The organism is Streptomyces sp. NBC_00377, from assembly GCF_036075115.1.
In the GTDB taxonomy this organism is placed as follows: domain Bacteria; phylum Actinomycetota; class Actinomycetes; order Streptomycetales; family Streptomycetaceae; genus Streptomyces.
Map to the genome: position 1 here is coordinate 9,023,496 of NZ_CP107958.1, position 22,250 is coordinate 9,045,745.

Consider the following 22,250-nt stretch of genomic DNA (forward strand, 5'->3'; position numbering starts at 1 on the left):
AGGAATCCGATCAGTCTCCCAACACCCCACGCAGATACGCACTGGTGAAGCGCCGGTCGGGGTCGCTTCGGTCGCGTGGAGTGGTGGATCCACCGAAGCGGAGCATGGACACTGGCGACTCGTTCGGCGTCGCGGGCATAGAGCCTGCCATCATGCGGGCGCCCCTCAGCGCGTACCAAGATGCGCTCCGCCTGCGTGAAGCAGGGCTCGTACGGCACCGGGCCCGGTGGAACGCCGCATCCACCTGCGCGCGCAGACCCGCATCGGCGGGCACGCATTCGAGGAAGCGTTCGTGGGTCGGCTTGCCCAGATCCGTGCCCTCGATCCCGTGCAGCCGGTGACGGCGGCCCACAACGGCCACCAGCGGTGCGAGGCGCAGCAGGCGGTAGGCGATGCCGGGGGGCAATGGGTGCTCGTGCAGGGCGACGACGGCGACCTCCAGTTCACCTGTCAGGAGCTGTGCGGTGGCGTCCCCACCGCCGGAGTCGAAGAGAGTGACCTCGACCGTGGGGTACGCCTCCTGGTAGTCCCGAAGCAGGCCGAGCTGGTCGCTTGGACGGCTGGCGGATCAGTGCTGGGCGAACTGGACCCGTGTGGGTTGTACGACGTTCGCCAGCACTGTGAGGCCGCTGACGGTCAGCTGTTCCCCGTAGATGTCGGTGACTCTGATCGCTTTGCCGCAACCGCTGCCGTCGGCGGAGATGAAGTAGTTGAAGCCGGTGCGGGGCAACGACCGCCAGCCGCCCCCGGTGCTCACCTCCAGCCGTGCGACCGGGTTGCGGTGACCGATTACCTGGATGCCGCACCAGTAGGCGCTTGACCCGGTCTTGTACCGGATGGACATCGTGCCGATGGAGGCGGGGCTCACCAGGCTCCAGGTGATGGGGAGCCGGCCGACCTTGAGGTCGGCGAGCTTGGCGAACGCCTGCTGGCTGAGGTCGATCTGCCCGGGTGCACAGGGCAGAGGACATTCGTTGGTGATCCGCACCGTGATCGACTTGCCGTTGGCCGCGCGGACGAGCACGTACGCGCCGCAGGCCCTGGAGGTCTCGTAGTCGGTGGTGTTCATCGCCGCGATCATCATGTCCGGGCTCGGACCGAACAGACAGGCCCCGTCCCCGACACCGGCCTCGTAGGCGGTGGCGACGCCCTGGTACGAGGTGTTGGGTCGGATCCGCCCTGCCGACGGGGGCGTGGTGGACGTGCGTGAGGACTTCTGGGTGCCCTTGGGCGAGGGCTTCCCCGCCTTGGGGGTCGCTGTGGCTTTCGGGCTGGCCGAGGCGCTCGCACTCGGGCTTGATGATGGGCTGGGAGGCGCGCTCGGGGACGCCGTGTCGGCGGCTTTGGGCTGGGTGGTGACGAGGGGAGTGGCCGCAGCCGGCCCCGCATCGACCTTGTGGCCGGGGAGCAACGCCATGACCAGGTAGGCGAGAATGCCCGCGGCGGTCAGCGCCACCGTGGCGCCCAGCACGAGTCTGCGTCTGCGTCGGCGCTGCCGCGCGACCTGCCTCGTTGTCATGATTACCTGTCCGTTCAGGATCGAGCCGTTGGTGCACTGGTCAGTGGCCGCCCATGGCGAAAAGGTTGCCGACGATTTTCCGCCGCCCCGCCCGAGCGGACCTGGTGGAGTCCCCGCGGGGTCGACCGGAGGTCCGGGTGTCCACGCCCGTGGTCCTTCAGCGGCACGTCGTCGCCCGGTGGGGAGCCACCAATGGGCGCGCAGGGGTGGACAACCTACGCGCCGCTCCCTTCCCCTGGTCATGGTGCTCAAAGCGCTCCCGCGCCGCCCTCCTCGGTGCGGCCAGGCGCAGCACCCCGCGCACGCCGTCCGCAGCCAGACGCAGCGCGTCCGCTACTGCGAAGCTCTCCCCGTTGCCGGCCACCGAGGACGACAAGCACACCCTGGGCATCTCCAAGGCCTCCGCGTACGGCTCCAACGAGGGAAACCAGCCCGACAGCTCATCGGGACGCCAAGGCCGACGACACCGACCCGGCAGCCTGCCACCCGGCCGGTCCCGGCGAGGTGGACTGAGCCGCCACGCGGACGGACGGGACCTCGGTGGCCCCTGTCGACGACCGCAGCAGGCGGGCCGATCCTGCGCTCCACGACTCCCCGGGCCTGGGGCGTCCCCCGAGCGCTTGGCACTCGACCGCCGTAGAACTGGCGAGCCGCTTCGGAGGACCGCTCGACCGGCTGGAAGCGGGCCTTGAGCCTGGACCAGGGTGGCCACCGCAGCAGACGGACGACCAGATGCGATGTAGGCAGGCTGGGCTGCGGTACTGAGCCTCGGTCCACGGTGCCGACGAGCGCGGATGGACGGGGCCCAGTCATCGTGAAGGAGGGCGGGGTGCCTTGGGCGGGCACCCCGCCCTCCGTCACCCCGCCCTCCGTTTCACAGGCCCAGAACTGCGGCCTCGGTGATGCTCGCCCAGTCGTTCTCGGGGTTGCCCCGGAAGGTGATCTTGACGTAGCGGGCGTCGTACGCCCCGTTGGTGAACAGCGTCTTCTCGGGCGCGGTCGTGGTTCCCGAACTGCGCCCCTCCCACGCCTTGCTGTAGGTGACGCCGTCCTGGGACACGTAGACGGTGTAGTCGTTCCATCGGAGGTCTCCGCGGTGCCAGGCCACCGTGGCTCCGCAGAGTTGGCGCCGGACGCCGAGGTCGAGGATCAGTGAGGCTCCGGAACCCTGCCCCGACCAGCGCGTGGTGAGGTTGCCGTCGACGGCGTTCCCCGGCGGATTCACCGGCTCGTAGGTTGTCGCCGTCGCGCCAGCCGGTGAGATAGCCCTCCCGCACGCACGTACGGGGCTGACGTCCGTGTAGGTGGCCCGCTCGTCCCCCAGCCGCAGTGCGTCGTAGTGCATCACACGCTGGGTCGTGTCGGAGGGCGCCCCGGTGTTCCAGTCCCATTTGTAGATGCCGAACTTGAAGTACGGCGATCGTGGACCGCCGCTGTGTGTGGCTCCGGTACTGCGCATGACCTGCTCCCCGTCGCGCCAGACTTCGAGCACGCCCGCGCTGTCGGTACGCCATGTGACATGGAAGACCCAGTCGGCCCAGGCACCGGTGGTGTACGGGCCGAGGTCCGTGATCTGGCCCTTGAAGTCGATCTTCCACCGGCCCTCGTCCGTGAGCAGGGCCAGGGGAGGGGAACCGGAAGGGCACTGAGTGTCGCACTGGTGCCACTGACTGACGATCTCGGCTGACCTGTCGTAACTCCAGGACGACGGCAGGTTGATGCTGAAGCCGTACCAGCGCTCGGCGTTGAGGGGCTGATCGTCGCGCTGGGTGATCTCCGCCCGTTTGCTGCTCGACACCACCGGGTCGTTCTTGCGCAGTTCGAAACGCGCGGCGTAGGAGCCGTCACGCACCGGGGATGTGGTGGTCGTGGCGCCGTAGGAGGTGGCCCACTGCTTGCCGAAGCCGCTGGGCGCCGCCGCGGGAAGGGTGCGGTCGGCAGGGTTCTCCCAGTCGAGCGTGCGCTGCACTCCTGCGGGGTCCGCGCTCACGGCGGGGGCTGACGCCCCCACGGCACCGGCCGCCAGCAGCGCCACGGCAACCAGTACGGATCGCGCCCTGTGTCGTTTGAGTGTCATGTCTCAGCTCCCGTCTTGCTCAGCGCGCGGTGACGGACAACGGCGAGTACGCGTTGTTCCTGACATTGATCGGCACCCCGCCCCACCAGCGGTTGATGCACCGTGTCGTGCCGGCCTGCACGGGGATGTACTCGGGCGACGCGCCCAGGCGGGTCTGGACGCGTGCCTCGCCGTACTGCGTGCCCTGGTTCTTCACGCACAGCTGGGTTCCGCCGAAGAACCAGGTGGGGAAGTCCGCGCTGCTGCCGTGGGTGCGCAGCTCCGCCGGTCCGGTGACTGCGGCCCGCAGGGGCATGCCGGGCCGTGCGCCCTGCTCGGCGACGGACCCCGCGGGGTGTGTCGACGCCTGGGCCTGGCCGGCGATGCCGGCCCCCAGGACACCCGCAAGGGCAACAGCCAGGGCCATGGCCGTGGCATCACGCCGGATCGATCGCCTGTTCATGGTGACTCCTTCGCGGATCAGTGAAGCGGTCCATGTCACGAAGCCAGGGGGGCTCGTCCGAAGCCGCGTTCGCCGTCGGGGCGGCCCCCTCGGGCCGTGGCTTTTCATGCTGATCTCCTACCTGTCCCGGGAGCGCCGCCCAACGGCTCCTGGATCGTCCCGCACCCTGGGCCGGCCGGCCGGGAGGGCTGTGCCCGAGACCGTGACCGCGCGCCAGAGCCGCTGCCTTCTCGCGGTTCTCCACCCCGAGTTTGCGTACGACACAGGACACGTAGTTGTGCACGGTGTGGCGCTCCAGGGTGAGTTCGCGGGCGATGCGGGCGGGCTCCATGCCGCAGGCGAGCAGTTCGAGGACCTGGCGTTCGCGCCTGCTCAGTGACGGGAAGGGAACCGTGTCCGCCAGCAGACGGGCGGCGGAGTGGGCTACGGCGGTGCGCACGTGGTGCTGGACGCGTTCGTCAAGGACAGCCAGGCCATGGGCGGTTGCGGTGATCGCGGCCAGCAGAGCCTCGGCGGAGCACCGCTTCGACGCGTATCCGCTCGCGCCGACACACAAGGCCTCGCTCACCAGCGCCGCGTCGTCACACGCCGAGACCAGCAGTACAGGCGTCCGGGGCCGGCTGTCCGCCAGGGCGCGGACGCCGCTGAGGCCTCCGCCGTCCGATGTCTGCGGCTCGAGCACCACCACGTCGGGCTGAACGCCTGCGATGACGGCGAGCGCTTCATGGCTGTTGCCCGCTTCTGCGACCACCTGCATACCGACGGCCTCAGCGCAGTCGCGCAGACCTTTGCGGAACACCTGGTGGTCATCGACCAGGACCAGTCGGATGGGATTCATCATGGGCCGCCCCCTTGGCTCATTCGGCTCGCTGCCGACGCTACGGCCGGGGCGGTGCCGGGCACCCCAGGGACGGACTCGGGGGCGACCCCGGGTCGGTGCCCGGGGCCACGCCACCGTCGGGACGCAGGGCAGGGGTGGGTACGGACGGGGTGCAGCACGAGATCGGGCTGCACCTGATCGGGCTGCGCCTGATCCGGCGAGTGATCAGGTGTCCCGGGCGAGCTTGCCGAGCAGGTCGGTGCGGGAGGAGATGCCGAGCTTGGCGTAGGTGTTGCCGAGGTGGTACTCGATCGTCTTGACGCTGAGCACCAACTCCCGCGCGATGTGGCGATTGGTCATCCCTCGGGCTGCCATCTGGGCCACGGTGAGCTCCTGGGCGGTCAACACCGGGTGGACCGCCTCCTGCGGGCGGACGGACACACGGCCGCAGGCTGCCAGCTCGGCGTCGCACCGCTCCAGATACGGGGTCGCCCGGAGGCGATGGAAGGTCCGCCAGGCGGCTTCGAGCTCCGCCACCGCGCTGCTGCGCCTTCCCGCCCGGCGCAGGAAGGCTCCGTAAGACAGGCGCAACAGCGCCTGCTCCCAGCACGGCTCCCCACGGTGGCAGTGGGCGAGCCCCGCCCGGAAGGCGCGTTCGGCGGCCTGAACATCACCGCGGGCCCCCTCCAGGACGCCGCGGCAACGGGCGGCCGCCGCTTGGTCGAGCCAGCGGCGGCGTTCGGCGGCGCCGGCTTCGTAGGGGACCAGCACCTCTTCCGCGGCGTCGGTCTGGCCGGTGCGCACCAGGGCCTCGACGAGCAGGGGCCGCCACCCGACGAGCCCCACTTCGTCGATGCCGTGCCGGTGCATGATGTCCTGCCCCAGAAAGGGGCTGAGCGCGGCGACCGTCCCTTCGTGATGCCCCCGCGCCGTGTGCACCAGGGCGAGCGCCGTGGCCGCGAACGCGGCGTCATTGACATCCCCCAGCACGCGCGCGTGTTCCGCCGCCGCGGTGGCGTGGGCCTCGGCTGCGCGGAAGTCGCCACGGCCGGCGAGAGGACAGGCGGCGAAGGCGTGCACCACGGCAAGGATGGAGATCTGATCGGTGTCCTCGGCCAGCGACACAGCCTGCGTGCCGTGCGCGATCGCCTCGTCCCACCAGCCGGAGCGGTATTCGGCATCGGTGAGGAAGCCCAGCGCCACGAGAGCCGCGTACGGCAGTCCGCCGCGCCGGTGAGAGGTGAAGGCGTCCTCCAGATCTCGCCGGGCATCACCGAGCTGCCCGTTCCACAGGTGCAGCATTCCGCGCGCGAGCAGGCCGTCCAGCTGCTCCGGGCTGTTGCGCGGACCGCGGGCGGGCAGGTGGGCGAGGGACGCCATGCCCTCCCCGTAGTCGCCGGAGATCGCCAGTCCGATCGCCAGGGAGTCCCGCAGGAACGACGACCGCGTGCCGGGCGGCAGGCCGAGGCCGCGGCGTGCCCAGGCGACGATGCCTCGCGCATCGCCCTGGATGAGACACAGCCAGGCCATCTGCTCGGCGGCACTGCGCAGCGTTTCGACTGCGGCCCCGCCGCTCTCCCAGCACGCGCTCAGTTCACGGCGCGCCTCGTCGAGCCGGCCGGCGGTGAGGGCCTGATGGCCGAGCACGTAGTGCTGTTCGGCGCCGGGCGGCATCTCCCGTACGCTCCCCTCCAGTTCGGCGGCCTGGCTGACGTCGCCGGCGAGCAGCAGGTATTCGACCGCCCGCAGCGTTTGCTGCGCGCCGAAAGAGGGGGTCGCGGACAGGCGGGCGGCGGCGATGGAGGCGGAGGCAGCCGTGGACCAGGCCCCTTTCTCGCTCTGGCCGACGGCGAACCGGACCAGGTCGTCCGCGAGTTCCGCGTCGGGTCCGACAGCGGCATGCACGCGGTGCCCCAGCGTGACGCCCGGCTCGTGCACGGCGTCTGCGGCCAAGCCGTGCAGGCGGGAGCGTACGGCCGGTTCGAGACCGCGGTAGACGGCGGCCCGCAGCAGCGGATGAGGGAAGACAGCCCTCGGTACGGAGCCGACCGCTCCCTCCTCCAGCAGCTCACGCGCTATCGCCTCCGACAGAGCCTCCAGGGGATCGGGCACGGTGCCGATCTGTGCTGCCAGGTGCAGCGGGCTGGACATGCCCAGGACGCTGACCGCACCGACCAGCCGGCGGGTATCGGGCGCGCAGGCCTCCAACCGCTCGGCGATGAGCCGCTCGTAGGCACGCGGTGCGGGAAGCGACGTGCTGCCCCCGCTGAGCACCTCGGCGGGGAGCTGCTGGAGCAGCGCCCTGGTGTGCAAGGGATTGCCGTCCGTGTGCTCTCTGAGGCGGGCGATGGCCCAGCGGGGAAGCGGAGAGGGTCCCACGGCGGCGTTGAGGGCGGTGAGTTCCGGCAGGCCGAGGCCGGTCAGCGCTACTTCGAGCGTCGTGTCGGCGTGGAGGATCCGGCGCAGCCCCGGCGGCAGCCTGAGGTCGGTGGCGTCGCGGGTCACCAGCAGCGTCAGGACCCGGTCGAACCGCAGACGCCGCAGCACGAACGTGAGCGCGTGCAGGGAGGGGGTGTCGGCCCAGTGGATGTCGTCGATCACCAGGATGCCCGTGGCTTGGTCCTGGATCCGGTCCAATGTGTCCAGCAGGCAGGAGCCCACCGCGATCGGATCCGGCACAGGACCGTCGGGGCGTGTGGTGCGCTCGAGTTCCTCCTCGGGGACGTCGACCACCTTGCGCGCATGGGCCAGCAGCTGGGCGACCGCCCCGTACGGCAGGTGCATCTCCATCTCCTCACCGCTGGCGCGCAGGACATGGCAGCCCGGATGCGCTGAGGCGAGGAAGCGCCGGACCAGCGAGGTCTTGCCGATGCCCGCGGGCCCGTCGACGAGGACGATCTGGGGCTCGCTCCGGGCGGCTCTGGCCAACCGATCGCCCAGCTGCTCCAGTGCGCTCACCCGGCCGAAGAACGGCGCCTCAGACACAAGCCTCCATCCCGAAGGAGGCCGAGTGCAGCGCAACGGGAACCTTCGCTGTCTTTTCGTGGCGCACGCCGTCTCCTCGTTGCCGTTCTGTCCGACCATGGTGGCGAACCACACGCGGCTCGGAACGAGAAGATCAAAACCGGGGACAAGCACACGTCATTTCAGCTAAAGCGGCCGAGTCCCGGAGAAAGCGCCCGCTTTCCGAAGCAGGCGAGGCAGGGTTCCCCATGTCGGGTCCCAGCAGGGAGAGGGCCGCTTCGGTGTGGAGGTCCTGGCCGAGGTTCCCGTGGCACGAGACGGCCGACAAGTGCAGGCCCGCAGATTCCGGCGTCGTGTATTCAGAGCTGTTGCCCACGAGCTCAGGATCGAGCTGACGTGGTCCTTGACGGTGCCCGCGCTCAGATGGATGCGGGCGCCGATGTCGGCGTTGGACAGTCCTTCGGCGATCAGGACGAGGACGTCACGCTCGCGGTCGCTGAGCAGGTTCACGCGCGCCACGTCCGCGTCCTGGGGCGCGCCCGGACCCGGATGGCTGTGCAGCAGAGCCCGCGAGGCTGAGGAACTCGCGGCGGCGCAGCAGGTCACCCGGCTTCCGGGCCCGAGATGAGCTGGACGAATGCCCGGCTGAAGATGGGCATATCCCATCCCATGGTGGCGCGGGCCGCCGCCCGGCGCAGTCCGCGGGCCGGTGACAACGGACTGTCGGCGGGGTAGCGCCCCATCGGCCAGCGTTCAACCTTCCAGGCTGCCGATGGCCTCGGCCAGCCACTTCTTTTCCTCAGTGCCGGTGGCTCGAGCGATGCGCAGCATGCCCTGCCGGAAGAGGCTGGGCGCTTCCTCGGCTCGCACGGGCTCGCCATCGCGGTAGAAGAAGCTCGCCGGGATGTTGAGGAAGGTCTGCCGCCGACGCAGCACCGCAGCCTGCTCGGCACGGTCCGGGAGATGGTGCAGGAAGGCAAGCAGAGTGAAGAAGCGCTGCCCATCGGTGATTTCGGCCTCCTTGGGGTGCCGCAGTCGGGCCAGCAGTTCGGTGCGGCCCGCCTCGGTGAGGGACAGGATCCGGCGGGGTGCCGCACCGCTTCCAGGCTCGGTGTGCTGATTGACCAGACCCGCTTTCGCAAGCCGGGAGATAGCCGGATAGAGGGCTCCGTCACTTACTGGGCGGATGTGGCCACTGAGGCCCTGGATGCGGGCTTTCACCTCGTATCCGTGCAGAGACTCTTCGAAGAGGAAACCCAGAATCGACAGCTCCAGCATGTCCCGAGCTCCTTCCTGTGCCTGTCGGCGCGCTTGCCCGTCCCGTCCCGCCATGCTATCTCTTTTCGCTGTACCTCGATTAGAGGTACAGCGAAAAGAGGGGTGCAGTCATGGGGGCAGCAGCCGAACACCGGCGCAGACTGGTTTCGCTCGCGTATCCGGTCTACTTCGAGCTTCTCGCGGGGGTCACAGCCGGGATCATCAACATGGTCTGGGTGGCCCGGCTCGGCGGGAGCGCCGTTGCCGCGGTGGCTGTCGCCACCAATGTCGAGAACCTGCTGCTCGGCGTCATCCTCGTCGCCGGCTCGGGCACGACTGTGCTCGTCGCACGAGCCGAAGGAGCGGGGGATCCGGCAGCGATACGCTCCGCCGTGCGCGGCGGATGGGTCCTGTGGGCACTCGTCACACCCCTGGTCGCCATCGGTGGATACCTGTGCCGCGAACCCCTCGCCCACCTCGTACTCGGCCGCAGCGGCAGCGACTCGCCGTCACTCGCTACTGGATATTTCTCGATCGCATTGCCAGGAATCGCGGTGTTCTTCGCCACCAACGTCGTGGACGGCATCCTCAAAGGCGCGGGCGACACCCGCACCCCGATGAAGCTCGCGATCCTCGCGAACGGTCTGATACTCGGACTAGGAGCTCTCTTACGGATCATGAGCGGAGATCCGAGTGCAGACCTGCTCGCGTTGGCAGAACTGCCGCCTGCAACGATGCGTCTGTGAGCTATGACCTTGCTGTATGGGACGGTGACCGTCCAGTCGACGACCGCCAAGCGGGCTCGATGTATGACGGGTTCTACGAGCGCTACCTGGAGTCGGACGATGTCGTTGTGCCTCCGGCGCCGCGCATCGTGGCGTACGTGGATGCCCTCGTCGCGCGGTATCCAGATGACGTCGACCACAACGTCGTGTGGGCGTCGACACCGGTCATCGATGAGGCATCGGGCCCGATCGTGTACTTGGTCATGTCTTACGCCAGGGCCGAGGAAGTGTCCGAGTACGCCGCTGAACTGGCGCGCGAGCACGGCCTCGTCTGCTTCGATCCGCAGAGCGAATGTCTCCGCCCCTGAGCTGGCTGTTGATCAGCGGGCGGACCAGAGGAAGATGCCCGCAAGGAGGAGGCCGGCGCGGTAGACCGTGGCGGTTTTCTCGTAGCGGGTAGCCAGGCCGCGCCACTGCTTGAGGCGATTGATGCAGCGCTCGACGGTGTTGCGCTGCTTGTAGGCTTCGCGGTCGAATCCGGGCGGGCGCCCGCCGCTGCGACCCTTGCGCTGGCGGTTGGCGATCTGGTCGGCAGGCTGCGGGATCACAGTCCGTACTCCGCGCCTTCGCAGAAGGTCCCGAATAGCTCGTGACGAATACGCCTTGTCGGCCAGCACCATGAAGGGCCTGGTCCTGGGCCTACCGATACGACGTGGGATCCGGATGGCAGCCATCACGTGATCGAACGCCGGCGCGTCTCCGGCCTGGCCGGGCGTGAGCACGAAACACAGCGGGCGACAGCGACTGTCAGCGGCGAGATGGATCTTCGTGGTCAGTCCACCACGCGACCGTCCGATCGCGTGGTCGGCGGGCTCATCAGCCGGGGCCCCTTTTTACGGGCCCCGGCGCCGTTCTGGTGCACGCGCACAACCGTGGAGTCGACCGCGACGACCCAGTCCAGCTCGCCGTCCGCATCGGCTTGGGCGAGCAGGGCAGTGAAGACGCGATCCCAGGTGCCATCGATCGCCCAGTTCCTCAACCGTGTGTAGACGCCTTTCCACGAGCCGTACTCCGCGGGGAGGTGCACCCATTGTGAGCCAGTCTGGAACTTCCAGGCGATCGCGTCGATCACCTGTCGGTGATCGCGCCACCGCCCGCCGCGCCTCGGTGTCCGGTCCGGCAACAACGGCTCTATCCGCGCCCACTGCGCGTCAGTCAACGGCACGGCCAGACCAACGATCCGATGATCGGTAAGAAACGCCCTAGATCCCTTGTTCATCCTGGGGTTCGACCTCGGGGTACGTGGAGCTGCAATCGCCACAGTGCTGGGCCGGACGGTCGCGCTCATTTGCGGTTTTGCGGCGCTGCACCGCAACCGCGTACTGCGACAGGCGACCCAGGCGGCCCCGGACCGGGCCGGCTCGCTCAGCGCCGATGCGCGCAGGACCGCTGCGACCGGACTTCCCATGTCGGCCGACTTCGTCGTACGAATGGCGGGGGCGCTCGCACTCGTCGCCATCGTCGCCCGGATCGGCGTCAGCGAGGTCGCCGCGTACGGGATCGCGACGAAGGCGATGTACGTCGCGACCATGGCCTTCTACGCGGTACGCCAGGCTGCCGCCATCTGCACCGCGCATCTGCTCGGTGCCGGACGCGACGAGCGGCAGGCCATCGGACGGCAGGTGTTGCTCCTCGCCGGATCGCTGGGGTTCACGGCTCTGCTGACACTGCTCGCCGCCGGGCCGTGGATCATGCGGGCCTTCGGCAGCGAGGGAGAGGTGGCCGAGGCGGGGACACTCTATCTGCGTTGCCTGGGGCCGTACTTGGTGCTTCTCGCTTGCTTCATCGCGCTGGGCGGGGTGTTCGAGGGCAGCGGTGGCAGCCCGGCCCTCGCAAGGATCACCACGTGGGGTGTGGCACTCCAAATCGCGCTCGCGTACTGCCTGTCGGGTTTGGGCCTGCCGGGCATCTGCTCGGCCATGGCGCTGGCCATGGCACTCCAGTGCGCAGCCATCGCCAGGATGTATCGGCGCACGGACCAACCGACAGCCACTGACCACGACAGCAGTGGTGTGAAAATCTCCGTCGCAGAATCCGACAGTCCTTCGCCCGACAAACGACTTGCCTAATGAAGGAGCTGGAGGTCGCCGTGGATGAGGGTGTTCGGCTGGGCCTGACCCAGCTCCCGAATGGTCGCCACGGCGGCATCCAGCACCTGCCGCGGCAGTGCATGTGGCGGCTCTGCGGCATCGCCCCCGTCCGAGCGTGAGCAGACCGCACCCGTCCGGCGTGGTTGCGGGGGAGCAGCAGTTGCCGCGATGTGGCTGGGCCCGTCGTGGGAGCTCCGCTCCGCGCGCCACCGGTGTCGGAGTCGCCCCCCCCGGCCGCGCGCCACACCCGATGAGCGCGGACGGGGGACGCCGACTGCGGCCTTCCCCTGGGCGATGCCATCCGAGCCGGGCAGAGTGGCGGTGCAGGTACCAGGCGGCGGAGCTGGACGCCGAGGATCACCCCGGTGGCGAGAGGCGTGTCACGTGCTCGACGGGGTGGCTCGCAGACCGCCGAGCAGTGCGGCGAGGTAGCGGTGTGCTGTGTTGATCCGGTCGGCAGGAGTGCCGCCGTGGACGGTGACGGCATGGGCGATGCCGCACATCAGCGGGACGAGATCGGCAGCGGACAGATCGGGACGGACCACTGCGGCCTCGCGGGCCCGGTTGAGGAGTTCGGTGCCGGTCGTTGTCAGCGACTGCCTGAGCTCCGTGGTGCGTGGGAGGGCGTCGGTCGGTGCGGCGGTGACCAGGGCCAGGGAGGCGTCGGTGATCTGCGCGTCGAGGGTCCGCGTCAGGAAGCCTTCGAGTGCGCGCCAGGGATCCGTATCGGCCAGTGCCTGTTCGCCGTGGGCGGCCAGGGCTTCCAGGCAGGGGGTGGCCACGGTCTCCAGCAGCGCCTCAGGGGTGGCGAAGTGCCGGTAGACGGTGCCGACCCCGAGTCCGGCACGGCGGGCGACATCGTTGAGCTGCAGCGTGACGCCCTGGTCGACCAGGACGCGGGCGATGGCGACGATCCGGTCCCAGTTGCGGGCAGCGTCCTTGCGTAGCTGTGTGGTCGTCATGTGTGGCCAGTCTCTGTCGCGTGTCCCGTCATGGGTGTCCAGCGTTCGATCATACGCAGTCGTTCCTGGCTGGGAGGTCGGCGCTGTGGCGGGTGGGCCGTGCGGCCCACCCGCCCGCGAGGTCTTTCAGCCCCGGTCCTGCCGTCGGCCGAGGAAGCCGGTGATGATCTCCAGCCACTCCTTGGGCTGCTCCAGGAAGGGCAGGTGCCCGGTGGCGAGCTCGGCGGTGCGCGCGCCGAGGTCCACCGGCGCAGGTGTAGCGCCTACCTGGCCGCGGCGGGAGCGTGGGCTTCGCTGAGCCGGCGCACTGCTTCGGCGACGCGGCGGTCGGTGGCCGGGCGGAACGGGGCGACCGGACGCGCTTGGGGACCGATGACGAGTCCGGTCTTGCCGATCAGCGCCTCGTCGGTGGCGGCGACGATCGACGGCCTGGCTGCCGCGGACGCCGGGCCGGACGTGGACCGTTCGAACTTGCGGCGCACCAGCGGCCACAGCAGTCGCAGGGCGGGAGAGACGATCTTCGGGTCGGTCAGGGTTCCGTTGGTCATGTCGGTCGCGGCGCCTCCGGGGTCGGCGGCGAAGACCGATACGCCCGTGCCGTCCAGCCGCGCGGCAAGGTCGAGGGTGTAGGCGAGGTTGGCGAGCTTGGCGCGGCCGTACCAGTGGAAGCCGTAGTAGCCGCCGGGCGGCTCGACGGCGTCGAACACCTGCTTCGCGACCCCAACCGCACCCGAGGTCACGTTCACGATCCTGCTCGGCGAACCGGCCGTCAGCGTGGGCAGGAGCAGTTCGGTCAGCAGGTACGGCGAGAGGTGGTTGACGACAAACGACGCCTCGAGGCCGCCCAGCTCGCGCCGGTTGGGGAACATCGCCCCGACATTGTTGACCAGTACCGCCAGCGGATCCCCTGAGGCCTGGTGCTCGGCTGCGATCCGGTCGGCCAGCGCACGCACCTGGTCGAGCGAGAAGAGGTCGGCGGCCAGGAACCGACCAGGCTGCGCCGGGCCCATGGCGTTGATCCGGTCCACCGCCTGGGCACCCCGGTCGGCGCTCCTTCCAACCACGGTGACCGCGAACCCTGCGACGGCAAGCCCCAGCGCCGTCTCCAAACCGATTCCGGCCGTCCCGGCGGTGACTACAGCTTTCCTCATGCGCTCCTCCACCCCATGCAAAAAAACGGATAGGTCATCCGATTACTGGAGGTGACGCTAGCACACATTCGGATGACCTATCCGGTTCGCTTGGAGTCAGCATGGCCGCCATGGAACGCCCTGGGACCGCAAGCCCCTCGCACCCACACCGGGCAAGACGCTGCCCGCTGCCGAGGTCTCCGCGTCGGCCGCAAGCGGGAAGACGCGGTCATCCTTAAGTCAGCGCCCACGGCGGACAGTGGGGGAATTTCGTGACCACACCCCTGGGGAATTCCGTCGCCTGCTGCGCACCGCCTGCGGCACCAGCCGATCCATCAAGCCGACCCGGCGCTTGGGATCGCGGACGGGGCGCCAGACAGCGGCAGCGTGTCCGTGCTGGAGGAGGTCGGTCATTGGCGCGGCCGGCACGGTTACCTTCCGCAGGAACAGGGGCCAGCAAGGTCCACGTCAGCTGCCGCGGGCAGGGCACCGGTACGGGTGTGTGCTGGCGGGGCCGGTGCGGCCTTGTCGCCTCGAATGGGGTGGTGGACTTCCGGGAGAAAGTCTGAACTCCGCCTCATGGGACGACGTTCAGCCGGCGTGACCGAGTGTGCCCATATGCGGGCGGCGGGTGTGTCGCGGACCCAGGTGAGAAGGCACCGCCATGGAGCGCCGGACGTCGTCCAGCGCTCCATGGCCGGCCGTCACCTCCCGGGCCTGCGCCGTGCTGGGCGGGAGTCGTGCCTGTTCGGCAACATCGTCCCGGTTCTGATCGTGCTTGCCGTACCTACTGCGCGGCGGCGGGTTCTGGAAGAGACGGACCAGCGCCTTGATACTGGCCGCGGCAAGGGCGGGACCGTAGCCTCATGCCCTGGTCGAGTGGGTCACCATGCTCATCGGCACCCGTGAGGGTGACCGCCGCTGCAAGCTCCCACCGCACCAGCCTGCCCTGGTCGGCCTGGTGTACCTGCGGCGGCACGACACCCTCGCCCAGCTCGCTGCCGGGTTCCCGAGGCGGGCTGGGCTCGCCGGTCCTTGCCGTCTGCTGCGCCGGCGAACGCCGCCACGGATATGGCTTGTCAGGTCAGCAGGGCGACCGAGTAGTCGAAGGTGGTCCCCGTGACGGTGTAGGTGGCCGTCTGGCCGTTGTCGCAGTAGGACACGTAGGAGCTGCCGTACTCGTTGGTCCCGCCGACCGCCTCGACGTAGGGGCGGATGTCGGTTCCCTCGGGTAAGGCGGTGGTGGACAGGTCGATGATCCTGGTCTGGTTGATCGGGTAGTCGCCGGTGGAGGCCGACTGTTCGCCGGTGCGGGCCGAGGCGGTCCAGGACAGGACGAAGCCCGCGTTGTTGACGACGGCGACTTTTTGCACACAGGGCTGGGCCTGCGCGGGGGCGGCGGCTGCGGTCACACAGGGCAGTGCCGCCATCGCCGTGGCGCTGGTCAGGATTGCGGCCGACCGCCGCAGTATCCGGTTCATGATCAGATCTCCCGTCCCGGCCGGAACTGTTCCGGCCGCTACCCGCGAGTGACCCGATGGGGCATCAGGAAACCTGTGCTCAAACGGAGTTGTGAGTGTCACGGGTGGCGCCGTCGACCAACGTGCCGGCGGCCCCATACGACCGCAGCCGCAACGAGGAGGCGTCAGCCCGTCGCCCCTTCGGTGGCGTAAGCAGACGCTGGCAAGCCCCGCTCGGATCGGAGGGCAGGATGCGGCGCACCCTCTCGATCAGCCTTTTCGCCTGACGGAGTACTGCGATCCCGGCGCCGCGCTGGAGATCCTGGTCGGCATGCGGCGCGGACTGGCGCTGCACACCGGCCACGTCGACGGCCTCGCCCGGCTCCGGCGCCACGCCGGCGGCACCATCGGTGCCCGCAGCACGCCCCAGGGCGGCCAGTGCTTGCATGCGACTGCTGCGCCGGTCGGCGTTGCCTCGGCGCACGGTTCGCGCTGGTAGAGAACACTCGTCCTCACCACACTTGCCCAGCGCCTCCACCTCGACATCGAAGGCGACCCGACACCCACAGCCGGAGTGCAGCTCCAGCCGGCCACACCGCTGCACGCCACCCTGCGAACCCGATGACCCGACCGCCCCGCATCCCAGAGCCGAGCCCGGCACGGCATTTGTTGCTGCGACCGGGCGAGCTGTTCCGGTGCCGTAGGCGTTCAGCGGAAGCGGCACCGCAAGGGGCCACAACCGGGCTTCTTCTGGGTCGTTGCTCACCGTGTGGGTGCGCACCAGGCGCGCCTGGTGGATTCGCTTAGGGGAGTGGGGCAGGGGTGGCGACGGATTCTTCGGTGGGGTGGCCGGTCCCGCGGAGCGTGCTGGTGACGGGGGCAACTGGTGGCATCGGTGAGGCGACGGCGCTGCGTTTGGCCGGTGCTGGCTTTGATGTGATCGCTACAGCGCGCAGCCAGGAGAAGGCGGACGACCTCATCGCTGCCGCCGGGGCGCGCGGGCGGTCGCTGCGCACTGTGGTGGTGAACCTCGCTGATCCGTCTTCCTGCGTCGAGGCGATGGCAGAGGTCGCCCGGATGACGGGTGGCGGCGTGTGGGCGGTGGTGAACAACGCCGGGGTACCGCAGGCCGGGTCGCTCGAGGACGTGCGTGATGAACAGGCGCGATATCTGCTGGAGGTGAACCTTCTGGGGGCGATGCGGATCTGTCGCCTCGCTCTTCCGCAGATGCGTCGGCGTGGTGAAGGCCGCATCGTGAACGTGTCGTCGGGTCTGGGGCGGGTGCCCTGGCCGCTGGGCGGCTGGTACAGCGCGAGCAAGCACGCGTTGAGCGCGCTCACCCACTGCCTGCGCGTGGAGATGGCGCATGCCGGTGTCCGGGTGTCTTTGGTGGAGCCCGGAGCCTTCGCCACCGCGATGCTGGACCGGGCGGTCGATGATCTCGTCGCGGCCGATTGCGGCGGGGCGGCGGGATACGACCGTTCGCGGGCCCTGTTCGGGGCTGTCAACGCACGTGTCCCCGGTCCGGAGCCGGTCGCCCGGACCATCGAGAAGGCGCTGACCTCCCCCCGGCCCAGGGCCCGTTACATGGTCGGCTTCGACGCCCGTCTCCTGGTGCCGCTTCACACCCTGTCACCGCTGTGGCTGTCGGACTGGGTGAAACACACGGTCAGCGGCCTGCCCCACAAAGCCCCGGCGCGTGCCGACGTGGTGAAGGAGTCGGCATGAGCCTCTACAGCCGCATCACCCAGGTCGCGGTCCACCTGCCTGAAGGCCGCCAAGGCGCGCCAGCTATCGAGGACCAACTGCGCGAGCACAGTCCCGGTGTACGGGTTCCGACCGGCTTGCTGTCCAGGCTCTATGGGCTGGAAGAGCGCGTCGTCGCCGCGGAGGGCGAGTTGCCCTCCGACCTCGCCTCCTATGCTGTCAGCCGTGTCCTGGCTCAGGCGGACCTCGAACCGGGCCAAGTCGACCTGCTGCTGTTCGCCGCCGTCAGCGCCGATGTCCAGGAACCCGCCAACGCCCACATCGTCGCCGCCCAGACCGGGCTGTCCTGTCCGGTCTTCGACATCTCCAACGCCTGTAACAGCGTCCTGAACGCCCTGGAGGTCGCGGACGCTTTCATCCGTGCCGCCCGCTACCGGCGGATCCTGATCGCGTGCGGGGAAACCCTCAGCCGCCTGAGCCGTTGGAGCCTGACTCCCACCACCCTGCGGACCGGGCTGGCTTCCCTGACCGGCGGGGACATGGGTGCTGCCCTGCTCGTCGAAGCCTCCTCCCGCCCGGGCATCATCGCTCACACGTTCATGGCGAACTCCGCGGGCTGGCCGGCTGCCACCCTCTTCAACTCCCACCACACCCCAGGCAGCCCGCAGGGACTCCACATCGACTCCGAACGGCTCCTCGCCTCCTTCCTCGGCATCGACACCCGCGCCGCACAGTGGCTGAAGGAACACCACACCGACCCGAACGAACTCGGCCTGGTCTGTCTCCACCAGCCGTCCGTCCCCTTCGTCCGCACCTTCTGCGAACGCCTCGGCATCCAGCCCGAGACGGTCGTGCCCACCTTCCACCGCACCGGCAACATGGGCGCAGCCACCCTCCCCCTCCAACTCGCCCACGCCGCCGACCAAGGCCGGCTACGCCGGGGCACACAGGTGGTCCTGTTCGGCATGGCCAGCGGCGCCAGCGGCGGCGTGATGCTGATCAGCTGGTAGGCACCTGGCGCACAGCCTTGGCGCCCAGCGCGCAGCAGGTGGGACTTGCCGGTGCCGGAGTCGCCGGTCAGGCAGAGGGACTGTTCCTTCTTCACTCACCCGCAGGTGCCAAGGGTGTGGACGACAGCGGCATCAAGGTTGGGATTGGCGTCGCAATCGAACTCCCGCAGCGACTTCTGCCTCGGGAAGGCCGGCGTCTCACTCATGCGGGTCTGGATCACCGTCGTGTGATCTCGGCGGAGAACCCGGGTGGTCAGTTTGGAGGCGCCAACCTCGGCGGGCTGGCCAAGGCAAGCTGGCAGGATATGCGGCGAAGCGCGATGGTGACACGGAGTCCCGGGACGGCTACGACCGGGACGCCTTCCGTCACTGGAACGCCGGCGCCAACCCGTCCGACGGCTGTAACACGCGTGCCGAGGTACTGATCTCCGAGGCCGTCGAACCTCCTTCGGTCGGAGCCAACTGCCGTCTGACGGGTGGGAGCTGGTGGTCGTACTACGACCAGGTGTGGGTGACGTCAGCCTCCGGACTGGACATTATCGGTAAGTCCGGCTATCAGAACCTGCGGAGTGCTCGGGGCGAGAGCCTCCGCCAACTGTCCGGGTGCGGAGGCGTCCTGGAAGCCGGGCTGCTGTTCAGCCGTGCCGCTAGAAACAACCGCACACGATGCTGGCCTGTCTGGCCCACAAGGCGCGGATGCGGGTGCGGGACGATCCGGCGACGATGTTCTGCAAGCGGATTGCCATGAAGATCAAGAAGGCCAAGGAGGAGCTGGAGGCGATCCGGCTCGCCGAGCGGGAGATCGTGGAGGCTCTGATCGGGAACTACCGCACCGTGCTCAAGAACATCGATGTCGACGGTCCGGCCCAGGAGGCGTTGGCGCGGGCGGCGGCGATGACCGCCGAGGCGGTGGCAGCTCTGGACGGGCTGGATGAGGCGGCGCCGGCGGAGGAGGTCGCCGGAGTCTGGGCGGGAAGGTTTCTCCGGCGGTCCTGGCCAGGCCCAGTTGGTGCAGGCCGGGGGCGTATGGGCGGTCGCCAAGGCGGTGGAAGGCTTCGGTGGGTTCGCTGGCATGCCGGACAGCCTGCGGGCCGGTACGCGTGGAGCAGCGGACGCCGTCTCAGATCTGGGCGCCCAAGCCGGACAGGGTGCCTTCGACCACGTCGCGGAGCTGTGACCGGGCGGTGATGCCCAGTTTGGGGAAGACCCGGTACAGGTGGGAGCCGACCGTGCGCGGCGAGAGAAAGAGTCTCTCTCCGATCTCACGGTTCGTCAGGCCGCGAGCGGCGAGCTGGACGATCTGCTGCTGCTGGGGACTGAGTTCAGTGAAGGCACTGGGCACCACGCTGTCGGCGGCCTCGATGCCCGCAGCGCGCAGTTCGGCCTTCGCCCGCTCGATCCATGGCTGCGCGCCGAGCCGTTGGAAGGTGTCGAGTGCCGTGGTCAGCAGTGGGCGGGCCTCGGCGATACGACGCTGCCTCCTGAGCCACTCACCGTAGTCGAGCCGTGTCTGAGCCCGCTCGAACGGCCACTGCTCGCCCGTTTCGTCAGCCAGTGCCGCCTGGAAGTACGGTTCCGCGTGCTCCGGTTCGGCGAGCAAGGCGCGCCCTCGGTCGAGCAGTGCGGTGATCCGTGCCGACATGCCTCCACCCAAGCGCAGCGCCGACCGTTCCAGCAGTTCGGCGGCCTCCTGCTGTCGCCCCCGGCGGACGGCCGCCGCGGCGAGTTCGGCGAGGACCATGTAGGAGACGTGGTAGTGCACCGGATGGCCGCCGTCGGTGAAAGCGGAGCGGAATCGCGCATACGCGGTGTCGTAGTCGCCCTCGGCCACCGCCGCCAGGCCCAGGGCCCGATGCGCGAAGACCGCGACGGAGCGGCTTTCCAGCGGGTCGACGAGGGCCAGCGCCTGCTCGGCCATCCGACGCGCGTCGGCCGACTCGCCAAGCAGCGCGAGAACCGTCGCGTCGAGAGAGCGCGCACACGCCTCGGCGTGGTCCAGTCCAGCCGTCGACGCCACGCCCGCGATCTCGGCGGCCACCGAGCGGGCCTCGGCCCACCGGCCCTGCTCCAGGTAGGCCCAGCCGGCGGCACATCCCAGGCCCTCCGGCAGCGAACCCCGGGCCTGCCACCGGCCGAACGCCGCGTCGAAGGTCCGGGCGGCGAGGGCGGTCCGGTCCAGGAGCCAGGCCACGATGGCGAGCGCGGTCAGACTGCCAGCGTCGTCCTTGGCCTCGGCGATCAGCCCAGGAAGCGCAGGGGCGAGAGAGGCTCCCGCGCCGTTGGGGTCGGAGACGGCCAGCACCCAGGCGCGCAGGGCGCCCCCGACGCTGGAGTCCTGTATGGCGGGCAGCAGGTCCTCGATCCGCTGTTGCTGGGACTCCTCGCCCGAGTAGTAGCGGACCACCGCCGCCGCGGCGAGCGCGTCCAGCACGCGGGGCGAGTGGGCGGCTGCCGCCTCCTCGGCGATATGGGTCAGCAGAGCGAAGGCCGCCGCATGGTTCGGGCGCAGGGTCATGAGCTGCCCGGTGGCCAGCAAGGCCCTGCCGATCAGGGCCGGGTCGTCACTGCGCCCCCGGACCTCGGCAGCCAGGTGTTCCACCCAGCCGAGCTGACCGGTGAAAACGGCCATGGTCGCGGCTTCGCTCAGCAGTCTCGCCTGGTTCTCGCGGCGCGGGCTCAGTTCCGCGGCGCGCTGCAGAGCAGCGGCAGCGGCCGCGTAGCCGCCCCGGCGCCGGGCCCGGTCGGCCGTCTGCTGAAGGGCGGCCGACACGTCTTCGTCGGGACGCATGGTCGCGGCGGCGAGGTGCCAGGCGCGGCGGTCGGGTTCCTCGCTCAGCAGCTCCGCGAGGGCGAGATGTGCTTGCCTGCGTTCCTCGAAGGACGCGGCATGGTAGATGGCCGAGCGGATGAGCGGGTGGCGGAAGGAGATCTGAGGGCCGTCCTGGCGTACGAGACCGGCCCGCTCCGCGGGTGCCCACGCCCTGTCGTCAGTCTCAGGCAGGCCCCGAGAGGCCGTCGGCGCGTCCGTGGCATCAGCGGCCGCGAGAAGCAGCAGAGGGCGGCGGGTTGCCTCCGGCAGGAACTCCGCGTGTTCCGCGAAGATCCGCTCCAATCGGTCGGTGACGGGCAGCGGGCCCTCCACGCTGCTGCCGTCGGACTGCCGGGTGGCGGTGGCGCGGGCGAGTTCGACCAGGGCCAACGGATTTCCGGCTGCCTGCTGAAGGATTCGTACGCGGGTTCGACCGGTGGGTGGCGTCGGTTGCTGGTCGAGCAGCCGGTTCGCCGCCTCGCTACTCAGGGGACCGATCTCCAGGCGCTGGTATCCCTTGTCGAAGCCGGGCAGCGTAGCCGCGGCGCGCACACCCACCAGCAGCGTGACGGGTTCGCTGTCCATGCGCCGGGCCACGAAGGAGAGAACGTCCAGCGATGCGCGGTCGATCCACTGGGCGTCATCGACCACCACAAGCAGCGGCGCCGGTTCGGCCAGGTCCGACAGCAAGGTGAGAACGGCCAGGCCGACGAGCATGCCATCGGGGGCCTCGGTGCATTCGTCCAGCCCCAGGACGGTCCGGAGCGCGGAGCGCTGCCGCGGCGGCAGGCTGTCCAGCCCGCCGTGCACCGTGCGGAGCATCTGATGAAGGCCGGCGAATCCAAGGTGCGCCTCGGACTCGCTGCCGACCGCTCGCAGCACCCGTCCGCCCTCACTCCGCGCGCGGTCGGCCGCGAAGTCGAGCAGCACGCTCTTGCCGGCACCGGGCTCGCCCGTGAGGATCAGCACCTCGCTGCGGGACCGGCCAGCGGCGACCCGCCGCATGATTTCCGCGGTCTCGGTTTCCCGGCCCGTCGTCGGCAATTCAAGATCGCGTGTTGAGCCCTGGTTCCCTTGAGCTCTGCCACCATTTCCCACGGATGCTCCAGGAATTGAGATTACCCAGATAGTAGCGTGGAGTACCTCGGTCTCACCTATGGAGGGCAGAGCGCCGTTCCTGAACTGCGGGTTTGGACCCGTATTAAACGTATGCTCAGC

The 22,250-nt window shown here is 69.6% G+C and carries 15 protein-coding genes and 7 pseudogenes; 7 read left to right on the forward strand and 15 right to left on the reverse strand.

What is annotated here, in order from left to right:
* Window positions 1-10 precede the first annotated feature (10 nt).
* The 8 genes and pseudogenes from OHS71_RS40130 to OHS71_RS40165 form a co-directional block, all read right to left on the reverse strand.
* The gene (locus OHS71_RS40130; RefSeq protein WP_328484805.1) at window positions 11-538 is read right to left on the reverse strand and encodes a LysR substrate-binding domain-containing protein; all 528 of its coding nucleotides are present in this window, start codon (window positions 536-538) and stop codon (window positions 11-13) included.
* Window positions 539-568: 30 nt separating this feature from the next.
* Window positions 569-1,519 (reverse strand): expansin EXLX1 family cellulose-binding protein, encoded by a 951-nt coding sequence (locus OHS71_RS40135; protein ID WP_328484229.1) that lies wholly within the window; start codon window positions 1,517-1,519, stop codon window positions 569-571.
* Window positions 1,520-2,393: 874 nt separating this feature from the next.
* Window positions 2,394-3,596: a heparin lyase I family protein gene (locus tag OHS71_RS40140; RefSeq protein WP_328484230.1), complete on the reverse strand. Its 1,203-nt coding sequence runs from the start codon at window positions 3,594-3,596 to the stop codon at window positions 2,394-2,396.
* Between the two features lie 19 nt (window positions 3,597-3,615).
* Complete coding sequence (locus OHS71_RS40145) at window positions 3,616-4,038, reverse strand: hypothetical protein (protein ID WP_328484231.1); 423 nt, start codon at window positions 4,036-4,038, stop codon at window positions 3,616-3,618.
* Window positions 4,013-4,879 (reverse strand): response regulator transcription factor, encoded by an 867-nt coding sequence (locus tag OHS71_RS40150; protein WP_328484232.1) that lies wholly within the window; start codon window positions 4,877-4,879, stop codon window positions 4,013-4,015. The genes OHS71_RS40145 and OHS71_RS40150 overlap by 26 nt, the downstream gene beginning before the upstream one ends.
* 204 nt (window positions 4,880-5,083) lie before the next feature.
* Window positions 5,084-7,843, reverse strand: a complete 2,760-nt coding sequence (locus tag OHS71_RS40155; protein ID WP_328484233.1) for an ATP-binding protein — start codon at window positions 7,841-7,843, stop codon at window positions 5,084-5,086.
* Window positions 7,844-8,200: 357 nt separating this feature from the next.
* A pseudogene (locus tag OHS71_RS40160) lies at window positions 8,201-8,407 on the reverse strand (response regulator transcription factor); the annotation flags it as partial.
* Window positions 8,408-8,575: 168 nt separating this feature from the next.
* A complete protein-coding gene (locus OHS71_RS40165) occupies window positions 8,576-9,100 on the reverse strand; it encodes a PadR family transcriptional regulator (protein ID WP_328484234.1) in 525 nt (174 codons plus the stop codon).
* A 110-nt stretch (window positions 9,101-9,210) separates the two neighbouring features.
* Between OHS71_RS40165 and OHS71_RS40170 the strand changes: the two are divergent.
* Together OHS71_RS40170 and OHS71_RS40175 are read left to right on the forward strand one after the other, a co-directional pair.
* A pseudogene (locus OHS71_RS40170) lies at window positions 9,211-9,750 on the forward strand (MATE family efflux transporter); the annotation flags it as partial.
* 71 nt (window positions 9,751-9,821) lie between these two features.
* On the forward strand, window positions 9,822-10,172 hold the full coding sequence (locus tag OHS71_RS40175; RefSeq protein WP_328482797.1) for a hypothetical protein: 351 nt from the start codon (window positions 9,822-9,824) through the stop codon (window positions 10,170-10,172).
* Between the two features lie 12 nt (window positions 10,173-10,184).
* Here the strand turns inward: OHS71_RS40175 and OHS71_RS40180 are convergent.
* A pseudogene (locus tag OHS71_RS40180) lies at window positions 10,185-11,083 on the reverse strand (IS5 family transposase).
* On the opposite strand from OHS71_RS40180, the pseudogene OHS71_RS40185 reads away from it, so the two are divergent.
* A pseudogene (locus tag OHS71_RS40185) lies at window positions 11,067-11,933 on the forward strand (MATE family efflux transporter); the annotation flags it as partial. The pseudogenes OHS71_RS40180 and OHS71_RS40185 sit on opposite strands and share 17 nt — an antisense overlap.
* 401 nt (window positions 11,934-12,334) lie before the next feature.
* On the opposite strand, the gene OHS71_RS40195 reads toward OHS71_RS40185, so the two are convergent.
* Both OHS71_RS40195 and OHS71_RS40200 read right to left on the reverse strand, forming a co-directional pair.
* Window positions 12,335-12,916: a TetR/AcrR family transcriptional regulator gene (locus OHS71_RS40195; RefSeq protein WP_328484235.1), complete on the reverse strand. Its 582-nt coding sequence runs from the start codon at window positions 12,914-12,916 to the stop codon at window positions 12,335-12,337.
* 263 nt (window positions 12,917-13,179) lie between these two features.
* Entirely contained in the window at window positions 13,180-14,067 is an 888-nt protein-coding gene (locus tag OHS71_RS40200; protein WP_328484236.1) for an SDR family NAD(P)-dependent oxidoreductase, read from the reverse strand.
* A gap of 868 nt (window positions 14,068-14,935) precedes the next feature.
* Here OHS71_RS40200 and OHS71_RS40205 point away from each other — a divergent pair.
* Window positions 14,936-15,076: pseudogene (locus tag OHS71_RS40205) on the forward strand (transposase family protein); the annotation flags it as partial.
* 49 nt (window positions 15,077-15,125) lie between these two features.
* Here the strand turns inward: OHS71_RS40205 and OHS71_RS40210 are convergent.
* Window positions 15,126-15,527, reverse strand: a complete 402-nt coding sequence (locus tag OHS71_RS40210) for a hypothetical protein (RefSeq protein ID WP_057603766.1) — start codon at window positions 15,525-15,527, stop codon at window positions 15,126-15,128.
* Window positions 15,528-15,606: 79 nt separating this feature from the next.
* Window positions 15,607-16,287 carry a hypothetical protein gene (locus OHS71_RS40215; protein WP_328484237.1) on the reverse strand — a complete coding sequence of 227 codons (681 nt, stop codon included), beginning with the start codon at window positions 16,285-16,287 and terminating at the stop codon, window positions 15,607-15,609.
* 83 nt (window positions 16,288-16,370) lie between these two features.
* On the opposite strand from OHS71_RS40215, the gene OHS71_RS40220 reads away from it, so the two are divergent.
* On the forward strand, window positions 16,371-17,234 hold the full coding sequence (locus OHS71_RS40220; RefSeq protein WP_328484238.1) for an SDR family oxidoreductase: 864 nt from the start codon (window positions 16,371-16,373) through the stop codon (window positions 17,232-17,234).
* Window positions 17,231-18,223: a 3-oxoacyl-ACP synthase III family protein gene (locus tag OHS71_RS40225; protein ID WP_328484239.1), complete on the forward strand. Its 993-nt coding sequence runs from the start codon at window positions 17,231-17,233 to the stop codon at window positions 18,221-18,223. Before OHS71_RS40220 ends, OHS71_RS40225 begins: the two co-directional genes overlap by 4 nt.
* Window positions 18,224-18,249: 26 nt before the next feature.
* Here the strand turns inward: OHS71_RS40225 and OHS71_RS40230 are convergent.
* A pseudogene (locus OHS71_RS40230) lies at window positions 18,250-18,414 on the reverse strand (ATP-binding protein); the annotation flags it as partial.
* 104 nt (window positions 18,415-18,518) lie between these two features.
* On the opposite strand from OHS71_RS40230, the pseudogene OHS71_RS40235 reads away from it, so the two are divergent.
* A pseudogene (locus tag OHS71_RS40235) lies at window positions 18,519-18,761 on the forward strand (HNH endonuclease); the annotation flags it as partial.
* 582 nt (window positions 18,762-19,343) lie between these two features.
* Here OHS71_RS40235 and OHS71_RS40240 read toward each other — a convergent pair.
* Window positions 19,344-22,130, reverse strand: a complete 2,787-nt coding sequence (locus OHS71_RS40240) for a helix-turn-helix transcriptional regulator (RefSeq protein WP_328484240.1) — start codon at window positions 22,128-22,130, stop codon at window positions 19,344-19,346.
* Between the last annotated feature and the right edge of the window lie 120 nt (window positions 22,131-22,250).

Bases quoted from the DNA above. Each gene is read 5' to 3' on its own strand.
- OHS71_RS40145 (WP_328484231.1), bottom strand. From the start codon at position 4,038: ATGAACAGGCGATCGATCCGGCGTGATGCCACGGCCATGGCCCTGGCT.
- OHS71_RS40140 (WP_328484230.1), bottom strand. From the start codon at position 3,596: ATGACACTCAAACGACACAGGGCGCGATCCGTACTGGTTGCCGTGGCG.
- OHS71_RS40210 (WP_057603766.1), bottom strand. From the start codon at position 15,527: ATGAACCGGATACTGCGGCGGTCGGCCGCAATCCTGACCAGCGCCACG.
- OHS71_RS40225 (WP_328484239.1), top strand. From the start codon at position 17,231: ATGAGCCTCTACAGCCGCATCACCCAGGTCGCGGTCCACCTGCCTGAA.
- OHS71_RS40135 (WP_328484229.1), bottom strand. From the start codon at position 1,519: ATGACAACGAGGCAGGTCGCGCGGCAGCGCCGACGCAGACGCAGACTC.
- OHS71_RS40165 (WP_328484234.1), bottom strand. From the start codon at position 9,100: ATGCTGGAGCTGTCGATTCTGGGTTTCCTCTTCGAAGAGTCTCTGCAC.
- OHS71_RS40200 (WP_328484236.1), bottom strand. From the start codon at position 14,067: ATGAGGAAAGCTGTAGTCACCGCCGGGACGGCCGGAATCGGTTTGGAG.
- OHS71_RS40150 (WP_328484232.1), bottom strand. From the start codon at position 4,879: ATGATGAATCCCATCCGACTGGTCCTGGTCGATGACCACCAGGTGTTC.
- OHS71_RS40195 (WP_328484235.1), bottom strand. From the start codon at position 12,916: ATGACGACCACACAGCTACGCAAGGACGCTGCCCGCAACTGGGACCGG.